Annotated in this window: 10 protein-coding genes; 4 read left to right on the forward strand and 6 right to left on the reverse strand. The window is 38.9% G+C overall.

The window, feature by feature from the left end:
* Positions 1-25: 25 nt before the first annotated feature.
* Positions 26-2,626, reverse strand: coding sequence for a translocation and assembly module lipoprotein TamL (gene tamL, locus CJ263_RS13735; protein ID WP_308423237.1), 2,601 nt, complete (start codon positions 2,624-2,626; stop codon positions 26-28).
* Between the two features lie 75 nt (positions 2,627-2,701).
* Between tamL and CJ263_RS13740 the strand changes: the two genes are divergently transcribed.
* Positions 2,702-3,427: a TrmH family RNA methyltransferase gene (locus CJ263_RS13740; protein ID WP_094997799.1), complete on the forward strand. Its 726-nt coding sequence runs from the start codon at positions 2,702-2,704 to the stop codon at positions 3,425-3,427.
* An 11-nt stretch (positions 3,428-3,438) separates the two neighbouring features.
* Here the strand turns inward: CJ263_RS13740 and porT are convergent, their stop codons facing one another.
* Both porT and ubiE read right to left on the reverse strand, forming a co-directional pair.
* Entirely contained in the window at positions 3,439-4,167 is a 729-nt protein-coding gene (gene porT / locus CJ263_RS13745; RefSeq protein WP_094997800.1) for a type IX secretion/gliding motility protein PorT/SprT, read from the reverse strand.
* A 21-nt stretch (positions 4,168-4,188) separates the two neighbouring features.
* Positions 4,189-4,923, reverse strand: coding sequence for a bifunctional demethylmenaquinone methyltransferase/2-methoxy-6-polyprenyl-1,4-benzoquinol methylase UbiE (ubiE, locus tag CJ263_RS13750; RefSeq protein ID WP_094999256.1), 735 nt, complete (start codon positions 4,921-4,923; stop codon positions 4,189-4,191).
* A 231-nt stretch (positions 4,924-5,154) separates the two neighbouring features.
* On the opposite strand from ubiE, the gene trkA reads away from it, so the two are divergent.
* Positions 5,155-6,504 carry a Trk system potassium transporter TrkA gene (gene trkA, locus CJ263_RS13755; RefSeq protein WP_094997801.1) on the forward strand — a complete coding sequence of 450 codons (1,350 nt, stop codon included), beginning with the start codon at positions 5,155-5,157 and terminating at the stop codon, positions 6,502-6,504.
* Between the two features lies 1 nt (position 6,505).
* Positions 6,506-7,999 carry a TrkH family potassium uptake protein gene (locus CJ263_RS13760; protein ID WP_094997802.1) on the forward strand — a complete coding sequence of 498 codons (1,494 nt, stop codon included), beginning with the start codon at positions 6,506-6,508 and terminating at the stop codon, positions 7,997-7,999.
* Positions 8,000-8,083: 84 nt separating this feature from the next.
* On the opposite strand, the gene CJ263_RS13765 is transcribed toward CJ263_RS13760, so the two are convergent.
* Positions 8,084-9,274: a pyridoxal phosphate-dependent aminotransferase gene (locus CJ263_RS13765; protein ID WP_094997803.1), complete on the reverse strand. Its 1,191-nt coding sequence runs from the start codon at positions 9,272-9,274 to the stop codon at positions 8,084-8,086.
* A gap of 13 nt (positions 9,275-9,287) precedes the next feature.
* Entirely contained in the window at positions 9,288-10,388 is a 1,101-nt protein-coding gene (locus tag CJ263_RS13770; RefSeq protein WP_094997804.1) for a fatty acid desaturase family protein, read from the reverse strand.
* 121 nt (positions 10,389-10,509) lie between these two features.
* Between CJ263_RS13770 and rsmG the strand changes: the two genes are divergently transcribed.
* Positions 10,510-11,145 carry a 16S rRNA (guanine(527)-N(7))-methyltransferase RsmG gene (gene rsmG / locus CJ263_RS13775; RefSeq protein ID WP_094997805.1) on the forward strand — a complete coding sequence of 212 codons (636 nt, stop codon included), beginning with the start codon at positions 10,510-10,512 and terminating at the stop codon, positions 11,143-11,145.
* 273 nt (positions 11,146-11,418) lie between these two features.
* Here the strand turns inward: rsmG and CJ263_RS13780 are convergent, their stop codons facing one another.
* Positions 11,419-11,934 carry a DinB family protein gene (locus CJ263_RS13780; protein WP_094997806.1) on the reverse strand — a complete coding sequence of 172 codons (516 nt, stop codon included), beginning with the start codon at positions 11,932-11,934 and terminating at the stop codon, positions 11,419-11,421.
* Positions 11,935-11,992 lie beyond the last annotated feature (58 nt).

The raw sequence follows: 11,992 nt of genomic DNA on the forward strand, positions 1-11,992 counted from the left end.
AACAAAAGTAATAAAACAATTAAACTTAGAAGGGATAGTTTATGCCTATTTGCAATACAGAATTTGCAAAATTGTAGTCCCTGAACCATCTTTTGGAGGGGATTTCTGCCGGATTGTAGGTTTTAAAACCAAGGTCCAATCGGAATAAAAAGTAGGTAAAATCATATCGTAGGCCAAGGCCTGATCCCAAGGCGATATCCTTTAACGATTCAAAACCGTTAAAAGTGGCATCCTTGTTTTCCACATCATCAAACACATTCCAAATATTGCCGGCATCCGCAAATACGGCCCCGTTCAAATCGCCGAACAAAGGAAAACGATATTCCAGATTCAACGCCAATTTTAAATTCGCTTCGTTAAAGTCATTCAATGCAGAAGTGCTTCCGGGCCCCAAAGAATATGGAAACCAAGCTCTATTGTCATTGGAACCACCGGCAAAGTAACTCCGCACAAATGGTATGTTGTTGGAGTTGCCGTACGGTATGGCTATACCAAAAAAAACTCTTGCGGCGAGAACGTTAGAACGGGAGAGGTCCCAATACTTTACATAATCGAACTCGGTTTTAATGTACTGGGAAAAAGGTACACCAAAAACCAGTAATTGCCCGTTTTCGTTTTCATTAAAAGGCACCAAATTGGAAAATGCGGACAATAGGTTCCCGGCACTTTCTATTTTGAATCTAAATTGATAGAAATTGTTATCCAGAATACCATTTCGGTTGTTTTTGTTAAATGTATAATTGGTAGTGAAAATGAGGTTGTTTTCCGTAAGTCTTTGCCGTCTTTCCTCAATTCTACTAACTTGTCTTAGGTCATCAGAAAAAATAGGGGAAACGGTCCCGTTCAATATGGCTTCCGTAAATCCGGTTGTTCCATTGGGAGTATCAGGGTTGTCATCCGGAACCAATAAACGAGGGTTTTCCGTTCCTTCCACGGTTTCAAAAAATGGTGCCAGCTCGGGGAAACTTTGTGCGGAGTCTGTTGGGTCGTTAGGGTCCTGGTATCCGTCATAATCATCCGCAATTGCATCCAATTGCTCATAGGTATTTCGGTAAACACTAAAAAAGCGATTCCTATTGACGTTTCTAACGAACTGAATGTTAAGTAGTTCAATCGCATGCTTTTTAAAATCGTTGGGAGACCAATTGTATCCCAAAATCGTATTAAAGGTCTGTTTATCCAGACCAATATTTTTTTGAAAACTGGTACCTATGGCAATCCTGGTTTTGGGAAGGGTATAATTAGGTATAATGCTTGAGGTATTGATAAAGGGAAACCAAATTCTTGGGAAGTCCAGGGAAATATCACCTCCGATTTCCGAGAAAAAATCATCCTGAAATATTTCAGTACTTAAAAGGCCAAAAGCGCCATCTGCGGAAAGGCTTAAATTTTCCGCTCCTTTAAAAATATTTCTTATTAGCAGGGAGGCACCCATACCTACACCTATCCTTCTTAAATTCGACCTGCTTACTTCAAAATTGGTGCCTAGGGAATACTTTGGTTTTGGAGCTAAATAAATATTGGTATTCACCAAGTTTTGGACGCTATCTTCTTCAAAAATAATGTTGGGATACTTAAATATGTTTAAACTATTAAGCTGTCTGGAACTTCTTATTTTGTCCAAATCCCTGTATATACTATCCTTTTCAAAGAAAATGGCATCATCCAAAGTCTTCGGCTTTATTTTAAATTTTCCGGCGTAGTGGATAATCAAATCCTTATAATGAACGGTATCTATGGGAGCCCCGTTCGTTGCCGATAGAAAATTGGTATAAACGTTGATTTTGTTAATTTTCTCTACGATATATTCGGAGGTGGTTACTTGGTTTTCCCCACGTCTTCTTAAATCCCCAATGTTTAGGTTTATGTTCATTTTTTGGTCATCAGAAGCTCTTACGGTATCCCTTTCAATATCAAAGGTGATGGAGCTTTCCTGAAAATTTCGGATTCCGCCATTCCTGAAAATGGTGGTTAACCTTTCTCGTTCCAACGTAAAATTGTTGAGATCGAACTGTTCTCCTTTTTGCACAAGTGATTCATTGGCATGAAGAAAGTAGAGTGAATCGATTGCCTTGGAGGAAATATCATTGGAAAGCGAATCAATATAGAAAGGTTTGCCCAAATTGATTTGGTAGTCCACGGCCGCCTTTTTTTTTCTATTGGTCGTGTCTATGGCATAGGTTGTGCTGTTGTTAAAATATCCCTTGCTATTGTAGAAAGCACTTAATCTTTCCAAGCTCCTTCTTGTTTGTGCGGTATCCAAAATAACGGGAGCTTCACCTACATCCTTTAGCCATGTACTTAATCCTTTCACCAAAAAGGATTCTCCCAGTCTGTCCACTTGTTTTTGGGAAAGGAGTTTCACAAGTCTTTCTTTTCTTTTCGGCTTTTTGTTAAGCCAAACCTGGTAAAGGGAATCTGGATTTTCCTTTGCGAGATTGTAAAGATTAAGACGTAGGGGGTACCCTAAAATGGCGGTGTTGGTTTTTTGGTAAATAAGGCTATGGACATCCTCGCCCTTAACCTTGACGGAATCAACCAAAATGGTGTTTTTAACAATCAAATACTCATCATCCTCAACTTTTTTAAGCGAATTGCATGATGTATGGAATATTGCCAGTAGCAAGATTAAGCTTATTTTAGCTATGTAGTGTTTATAGCATGCTACGGTCTTCATAGAAATCAAAAATACATCATTTGAATGGTTGTAAAAAGTGAATTGAAACTTATAAAAAACCTACAGCAAAAAAAATACCGAAATGAAAAGGGCCTCTTTGTCATGGAAGGCGCTAAGGCGGTGGGGGAATTACTGGAATCCGGGTTTAAGGCGTATAAACTGTTCTCTACAGGTGAAGAATTAAGCGGTTCAAAAATCTCCCAAGTAGAAAATATTTCCATGAAGGAACTTAAGCAGTTAAGTAGCCTTAAAAATCCAAACGGTGTACTTGGTGTTTTCTACAAAAGACCTAGTGCCAGAGTGGATATTGACGGATGGATCGTTGCCCTGGATGGAGTACAGGACCCTGGAAATTTGGGTACGATAATAAGGCTGTGCGACTGGTTTGGAATTAAGACCCTAATCTGTTCCAATGATACCGTGGATTGCTATAACTCCAAGGTATTACAGGCTACCATGGGTTCCATTGCCAGGGTGAACATTCAGTATTTGGATTTGACCGAATTTTTAAAAGCATCTAAAGGTCCAGTTTTTGGTACTTTTATGGATGGTGAAAATATACATACGTCCAAGCTTCCCAACAAAGGTGTACTTGTCATGGGCAATGAGGGAAATGGTATCTCCGAAATAATTGGAAATTTATGTGATTATAAAGTAGGTATTCCTCAATTTGGAGAAAAATCCACTGAAAGTCTTAACGTAGCCACTGCTACAGCAATTTTTTTGAATGAAATAAAAAGAAGGAGTTAAATTTCCCTAACCTATTCAAAGGTGAAATTGATAAATATTCCTCTAGATTTCATAGAGTCGATGTTTCCTGTCCAAGGACTGTTGGGGTCATTATCCCTGATAAGTTCATCGGTAAGGGCAAAAACACCTCTAATGGAAGGACTAAATTTAAAATACTCAAGGTAAAAATCGATACCAAAACCCAGTTCGTAGTTGGTAACCCATTTGGTCATTCTAAAGGTGCGGGACAAATTATCATCCAAGCTTGCTTCATTACTTCCTAAATTTAATGACATAGATCCGCCACCTATTAAAAATGGTTTCCAATTTCCTAATCTTTTTGTACTGACCTTTAAAAGTAAGGGGAAATTTATGTAGGTAGATTTTACTTCTCTAAGTTTATTGCGTTCATCTTCTATCAATGGAGAGGGAAAGCCTAATAACCTGGAGGTATAATGGAGACCGGGTTCCAGTCTAACGTCCAGAAATTGATTGATACGCATTTCCCCGATTAACCCCACATTGAAGCCCAACGATTTGGCTACCTGCACATTGGTGAGGTCTTTGCCATTGACATCAAACCCCTGGTCATCCTTATAATCAAACTTAAAATCATATTGGTTGAATCCCAGGAAATAGCCCAAGTTTAGGAATTTCTTGTCTTCGTTCTCCTTATTTAAAACGGGGTTTTCGTTAAATTGACCATATAAGGCCGGGGTCAAAATCAACATTCCCAAACATGTGAAAAACCATTTCTTCATTTACTGCAGTCAATCTTTGTGCTACCCTTCTTTTTTGGCGACATATATAGAAGCTACGCCAAATGTTTGAGGTTTGTTCGCTACATCTATAAACCCGATTTCCCGTAAAATATTGTTGAAGTTTTCTCCATGTGGAAAGGAAGCCGCAGATTCACTCAAATAACCGTATGCCGAATTGTCTTTTGAGAATAATTTCCCAATTAATGGAAGAACGTTTTTAGTGTAAAGGTTATAACCTTGTTTAATAGGTGTTTTAGTAGGAACAGAAGTTTCCAAGATAACTAAAGTACCACCTGGTCTTAAAACACGGAGTATCTCCTCTAAGCCTTTTTCGAGATTTTCAAAGTTTCGAACACCAAATGAAACGGTAACGGCATCAAAGGAATTGGATTCGAATTGAAGATTTTCACTATCACCAACAACCATTTCAATAATAGGTGACAGGTTTTTTTCTTTTATTTTTTTTTCACCTACGGAAAGCATTCCTGGAGAAATATCCAGACCTACAATTTTTTTTGCCCCTGTTTTTACCATGGCGATTGCCAAATCCCCAGTGCCCGTGGCAATATCTAAAATACTTTCAGGAGATTCTTCCTTTAAAAGGGCAACAACTTTTTTACGCCATTTAATGTCGATACCAAAGGAGATGACACGGTTTAGGCCATCATAATCTGTAGAAATGGTATCGAACATTTGGGTGACCTGCTCTTTTTTACCCAAGTTTGAGTCCTTATAAGGGGTAACTTTTTTCGGCATCTGCAAAATTTTGGGTAAAGATACAATATAGAACAAGGTTCTTTGAATTTTTGATAAACTCAATGAACGATTAAATCCTTCTTAAAAGCTTGAAAATAAATTGAAAGCTCATAAAATTATGTAATTTTGTTGCCATTAAATCACTTACTTGTAAAACATAGCTGCTGCTCCTTCAAAGAACGGCAATCGGAATTATTTTAATTTTCCGATAAAGCTATCTTAAGAATTTAAATGAAAATAATAATTGCCGGAGCTGGTGAGGTTGGATTTCATTTGGCGAAATTACTATCGTACGAATCCCAGAATATCACATTGATAGATACCAATAAGGAGAGTTTGGCGTATGCCGACAATCATTTGGACATAAGGGTCCTCAGGGGAGATGCTACTTCCATTGCTATATTGAAGGATGCTTCCGTGCAGGATTCTGAACTTGTTATTGGGGTGACTTCATCGGAGACTACCAATCTGACCCTCTGTATGTTGGCAAAGCAATTGGGTTGTAAGAGAACCATCGCCAGAATTTCCAATACGGAATTTGTAGATAATAAGGAATTGTTGAAATTTTCGGAATTGGGTATTGACGAACTAATTTCACCAGAGGAGTTGGCTGCTACGGAGATTCAATTGTTGTTGAACAAATCTGCCTTTAACGATACCTATGAATTTGAGGAAGGCGCACTGATTATGGTGGGAGTGTCCCTTCCAAAATCTGCGCCGTTCGTTGGGAAAATGGTCAAGGAGGCGGCAAATGTATTTCCGGAGTTGCATTTTATGCCCATAGCTCTTCAAAGATTAGGCACCCAGTATACCGTTATACCTCGCGGTGATACATATTTTAAAGAGGGGGACCAAGTTTATTTTATTACCGTAAAGGAAGGCGTAGACGAGCTCTATAAGCTAACGGGGAAGAAGAAGGAGGATATTAAAAACGTGATGATACTTGGCGGTAGCAAGGTAGGATATAAGACGGCCAGGGACCTATGTTCAAAACGTTTCAACGTAAAATTGATTGAAAAAAATAAGGAAAAGGCTTTTGATTTGGCGGATGACCTTCCCAATGCCCTAGTAATTAATGGCGATGGTAGAAATGTGGAGCTACTTGATGAGGAAAGCCTTGAATCCATGGATGCCTTCATAGCCGTTACAGGTAATTCAGAAACCAACATAATGTCCTGTTTGGTGGCTAAATCCAAGCATATAAAGAAAACTATCGCCTTAGTGGAAAATATGGATTATTTTCAGTTATCCCATTCGATTGGTATAGATACGTTAATCAACAAAAAGCTTTTGGCTGCCAACAATATTTTTAGGCATATTAGAAAGGGTGAGGTCGTTGCCTTGATGAGGCTGAACAACTTGAATGCTGAAATCTTGGAATTTATAGTGAAAAGAGATTCCAAAGTAACTGGATCTACCATTAGGGAGTTGAACTTTCCAAAAAACGCCACCATTGGAGGAGTGGTTAGGGATGGCGAGGGAATCATAGCCCTGGGGGGATTCGTGATCAAGGAGGGAGATAGGGTTGTTGTTTGTTGCCATCCAGAACAGATTCCGAAAATAGAACGAATGTTCCTATAACATGCGCTTAAATTCAAGAATCATTTTTCATTTAATGGGGCTGTTGCTTCTTTGCAACGGCGGCTTTATGTTATTGGCCGCGTTGGTAAGTGGTATTTATGAGGATGGGGCAACCCTCAGTATAACCCTAGCATCCGTGGCAACCATGTTTGCAGGTGTTTTTGCCATGTACTACACAAGGGGACACAGGAAGGAGGTCAAACAAAAAGAAGGCTATATCATAGTCACCTTTGGATGGTTGGTCATGTCTATTTCTGGGATGCTTCCCTATATTTTTTCGGGAGCGGTTCCCGATATTACAAATGCTTTTTTCGAAACGGTTTCGGGATATACAACAACGGGTGCATCGATAATGGATGACATCGAGTCCATGCCCGAAGGAATTCTTTTTTGGCGAAGTCTTACGCATTGGATCGGTGGTATGGGTATCATTGTATTGGCCATTGCGATTTTACCATTGCTGGGTATCGGTGGAATGCAGTTATTTTCTGCGGAAGCCCCTGGACCCAGTGCGGACAAATTACACCCGCGAATAACGGATACGGCAAAGCGCTTGTGGTTAATATATCTGGGATATACCGTTGCTGAGACTATTCTGTTAAAACTGGCCGGTATGTCTTTTTTTGATGCTATCAACCATGCCTTGGCGACATTGTCAACCGGTGGTTTTTCAACTAAAAACGCAAGTATCGCTTATTGGAACGACCAACCCTTGATTCAATACATCATAATTGTTTTTATGTTTTTGGCCGGTAGTAATTTTGTAATGAGTTATTACGCCTTTAAGGGTAAGGTGCAGCGAATTCTCAAGGACGAAGAATGGAAATATTACTCCATTGCTATTGTGATATTTTCCATAGTCGTGGCCGGGGTTATTTATTTTCAAGCCAATATTACCGAAGAAACTCCGGGGTATCCTATGGTCCTTGGGAAAGCCGAAAGTTCCTTTAGGCATGCCGCATTTCAGGTTATTTCGGTCATTACGACTACTGGATTTGTAAGTGCCGACTTTACCCAATGGACACCTTTTTTAACCGTTTTCTTTTTCGGATTGTTTTTCATGGGTGGTTCTGCAGGTTCCACATCGGGGGGTATAAAGATTATGAGGCATCTTTTGATAATAAAGAATGGACTTTTGGAGTTTAAAAGAACCCTGCATAGTAACGCTATTATACCGGTTAGGTACAATAACAAAACAGTAAAGGAGAAGATAGTTTATAACATCATAGGCTTCTTTGTACTGTACATGTTGCTCTTTATTATTGGGGCACTTGTTTTGGGTATGCTTGGTCTCGATTTTGAGTCGGCCGTGGGTGGAGCAGCATCCTCATTAGGTAATGTTGGACCTGCATTGGGTAGTTTAAATCCGGTAAGCAATTTTAATAGTTTACCCGATTTGGCCAAATGGTGGTGTGGGTTTTTGATGTTGGCCGGAAGGTTGGAGCTTTTCACTGTCCTTATATTGTTGAATCCCTATTTTTGGAAAAGAACATAATATGGTTGTAAGTGGGAAATTCATTTAAAACAAAAAAGCCCTTAACATGAAAGGGCTCTTCAAATAATATTTCAAAATCTCAAATTAGGAAAGCGATTTTTTAATTCTGAATATAGCTTCCTCAATCTCCTTGACCGAAGCCGCATATGAAATCCGAATACAATTTCCATTACCAAACGCATCACCCGTAACCGTAGCTACATTGGCATGTTCCAATAAGTACATAGCGAAATCGGAAGCATTGTTGATTTTGATACCGTTCAACGTTTTCCCAAAATACGCGGTTACATCGGGATATACATAGAAGGCTCCCTCCGGTTCGTTGCATTTAAATCCTGGGATACCATTTAAAAGGTCCAAAATCAATTTTCTACGTTTCTTGAATTCATCCACCATATACTGAATACGGTCAGGGGATTCTTCCAAGGCGGTGATTACCGCTCTCTGTGCAATACAGTTTGCCCCGCTTGTTACCTGTCCCTGTAACTTGTTACAGGCCCTGGCAATGTAGGAAGGTGCACCAATATATCCAATTCTCCATCCGGTCATGGCAAAAGCCTTTGCAACTCCGTTTACGGTAACTGTTCGATCATACATATCCTCGAACTCGGCCATAGAGGCATGTTTTGTTACACCGTAATTAATGTGTTCATAGATTTCGTCACTGACCACGATAATCTGTGGATATTTTTGTAGTACATCTGCCAAACCTCTCAATTCTTCCTTACTATAAATTGATCCACTGGGATTACAGGGAGAACTGTACCAAAGCATTTTTGTTTTTGGTGTAATAGCAGCTTCCAACTCCTCCGGAGTCATTTTGAAATCGTTCTCCAGGGATGTGGGAACCTCAACAGGAACACCATCTGCCAACTTTACAATATCGGCATAACTAACCCAGTACGGGCAAGGTAAAATAACTTCATCACCCTCATTGATCATGGCCTGGGCAACGTTATAAAGAGATTGCTTAGCGCCCGTTGAAACTACAATTTGGGAGGGTTCGTAAGTAAGATTGTTATCTCTTTTAAATTTTGTGATGATGGCATTTTTTAACTCCACATAGCCATCAACCGGCGTATAGGCATTATAGTCCTCGTTGATGGCCTTAATGGCGGCATCTTTTATATAGTCCGGTGTGTTGAAGTCCGGTTCGCCCAAACTTAAACCTATAATGTCCTTGCCTGCAGACCTTAACTCGCGTGCTTTTGCAGCCATTTCTAATGTAGCGGAAGGTGTAAGGCTGTTTATCCTGTCCGAAAGTTGATTGCTCATATAAATAAAATTACTAGTACTGTAAAGTAGGCTGTTTGCCCAATTCCTTTAAATGTTTAAAGTGCGAAATTATGGCTTTTCTAGTAGTTTTATATTCGTGATATGGCAAATTAAATTCTTGCGCGGTCTGTTTCACAATTTTTGAAATTTTTGTGTAATGTATGTGGCTGATGTTGGGGAAGATATGATGCTCAACCTGATGGTTCAAGCCTCCCGTGAACCAATTTACAATCTTGTTTTTAGTACCAAAATTTACTGTTGTAAATAATTGATGTATTGCCCAGGTATTTTTCATGGTACCATTGTCATCGGGCAGTGGCGTATCTGCATGGTCTACAATATGGGCCAATTGGAATACCACACTCAAAATTACTCCGGCCACATAATGCATCAAGAAGAAGCCAATGAGAATTTTCCACCAAGCTATGTCCAGCACCAACATGGGTAATACAATCCAAATAGTAACATAAAGTATTTTGGTTATGATCAAAGTACTCCAGTTAAAGGTCGCACTGGGCAGTTTTCCATACGCGAGTTTGCGTTTCATATACCGATACATTTGCTGAAAGTCCGTGGTAATAGCCCAATTAAAGGTTAGCAGACCATACAAAAAAACAGAGTAGAAATGCTGAAATTTATGGTATTTCTTCCATTCGGCATGTTTGGAGAAACGCAGAATCCTACCGGCTTCCATATCTTCATCATGTTCGTGGATGTTGGTGTAGGTATGGTGCAAAACATTGTGCTGTACCTGCCAATTATAGACATTTCCCGCAAGAATGTATATACTGCTGCCCATAATTTTGTTCACCCATTTTTTGTTGGAGTAGGAACCATGGTTTCCATCGTGCATAACGTTCATACCAACACCCGCCATGCCTACGCCCATGACTATGGTAAGTAGAATATTGGCCCAGTTGGGAAGTCCCAAAGTTAAAATCAAGAAGTAGGGCGCCAAAAACAAGGTGAACATGACTACAGTTTTTAAATGTAGTTTCCAGTTTCCTGTTTTCTTTATTTTGTTGTTTTTAAAGTAATCGTTTACCCTACTGTTTAGGGTTTTGAAAAATTGAGTTGAATCTTTTCTGGGGAATCTAATGGTTTTGTTTTCCATAACCGGTAATCTTTGTTTCTAAATATAACGCAAATGATATCCTAATAGTTTGGTAGGTTGATTAAAAAAGAAATCTTTGCAAAAGTGAATATATACATTTTATAATTATACAAATATAAGGATGACTGCCGAAACCATTTTCAAATATTTTCCCAATTTATCGAAAGAGCAACAAAATCAAATTGTTTTATTGGAGGAACTCTACAAAGATTGGAACCTGAAAATCAATGTGGTTTCTAGAAAAGATATTGATGAACTTTATTTGAGGCATGTTTTACATTCATTGGGTATAGCCAAAATTCAGGAGTTCAAAGATGGAGCTGAAGTTCTGGATGTAGGCACGGGGGGTGGTTTTCCTGGAGTACCTTTGGCCATTATTTATCCGGACGTAAAATTTACGCTGGTGGATTCCATTGGAAAAAAAATAAAGGTGGTAAACGAGGTCGTAGAAAGGTTGGGCCTACAAAATGTAAAAACAGTAAACTCAAGGGTAGAGGATGTTCCAATGCAATTCGATTTTATAGTGAGTAGGGCCGTAGCTGCCATGCCAACCTTTGTGCATTGGGTAAAGGGTAAAATTAAAAAGGAGTCCCAACACGATAGAAGGAATGGGATTCTTTATTTGAAAGGAGGAGATTTAAAGGAAGAACTGGAACCTTATATAAAGGCCGAAATCTATGAACTTTCTGACTATTTCGAAAACGCTTTCTTTGAAACCAAGAAGGTAGTTTATCTCCCGTTGAAATTTAAGGGTTAAACTTCACAGGCTTAGTAGACTATAATAGCTAAGGTGACATTTCTTTCCATATTTTTTGAGGCGGTTCCACATATGAATCCTAAAGCAAAGAAAATAGAGCTTAATAATTTGATATGTTTTGGATAAAGTATTCATAATCAATTGTAAATTTCAGAAGAAAACATTTAATTTACAATTAATTAACGTTAAATTTACATTTAAATTGTGTGAAAAATTCCTTGTTGCATAAAAAAAGCGCCTGTTTGGCGCTTTAATTTTTTAAAGAATAGTATATTACTTGCTCCAAGGAGGAACCACTCCATTGGAACGGGCATAGGCTATTAATTGTCCTTTATGCTCACCGTTATGCTCCATAATTATTAAAAGGCCCCCTAATTTATTCATTTTCATAAAGCCAAAGTCAACTTCATTTGCTAGTTCATCCGTACTAACCTCATTTAATTTGTCCAACACCCAGGCGTTTGATTCTTTGAGGGCGGTAATGATGTTGTCCTTTCCGGTAATTTTTCCCAATGCCATAATATCTACGTCTTCTGGTGGGGCAAATCCCATTTTAGTTCCAATAAAATAGTTGGCACTGGCTACATGTAGCAGTGCATCCGCTACGGAATTTACTCCTTCCATAGGTCTCCAGTCATACTGATTCTCAGAAAATGCTTCGGCAAGTTGAATAACCTGATCTTGGTTGCCCTTAAGTAGCCCTTGGATGGTATTCTGTGTTAAATTTTCCTGTGCATGGGTAAAACCAATTGCAATGACTAAGCACAGGAGCGAAAATAATTTTTTCATTTAAAGTGTTTTTAAAGGTTGAAGGTGTTTCCAGATTTTCCGAAAACACCTTAAATTT

Origin of the sequence: Maribacter cobaltidurans (genome assembly GCF_002269385.1) — a bacterium.
GTDB lineage: Bacteria > Bacteroidota > Bacteroidia > Flavobacteriales > Flavobacteriaceae > Maribacter > Maribacter cobaltidurans.

Excerpts from the sequence above, each read along its gene's own strand:
- CJ263_RS13740 (WP_094997799.1), top strand. The coding sequence starts at position 2,702 with ATGGTTGTAAAAAGTGAATTGAAACTTATAAAAAACCTACAGCAAAAA.
- porT (WP_094997800.1), bottom strand. The coding sequence starts at position 4,167 with ATGAAGAAATGGTTTTTCACATGTTTGGGAATGTTGATTTTGACCCCG.
- ubiE (WP_094999256.1), bottom strand. The coding sequence starts at position 4,923 with ATGCCGAAAAAAGTTACCCCTTATAAGGACTCAAACTTGGGTAAAAAA.
- trkA (WP_094997801.1), top strand. The coding sequence starts at position 5,155 with ATGAAAATAATAATTGCCGGAGCTGGTGAGGTTGGATTTCATTTGGCG.
- CJ263_RS13760 (WP_094997802.1), top strand. The coding sequence starts at position 6,506 with ATGCGCTTAAATTCAAGAATCATTTTTCATTTAATGGGGCTGTTGCTT.
- CJ263_RS13765 (WP_094997803.1), bottom strand. The coding sequence starts at position 9,274 with ATGAGCAATCAACTTTCGGACAGGATAAACAGCCTTACACCTTCCGCT.
- CJ263_RS13770 (WP_094997804.1), bottom strand. The coding sequence starts at position 10,388 with ATGGAAAACAAAACCATTAGATTCCCCAGAAAAGATTCAACTCAATTT.
- rsmG (WP_094997805.1), top strand. The coding sequence starts at position 10,510 with ATGACTGCCGAAACCATTTTCAAATATTTTCCCAATTTATCGAAAGAG.
- CJ263_RS13780 (WP_094997806.1), bottom strand. The coding sequence starts at position 11,934 with ATGAAAAAATTATTTTCGCTCCTGTGCTTAGTCATTGCAATTGGTTTT.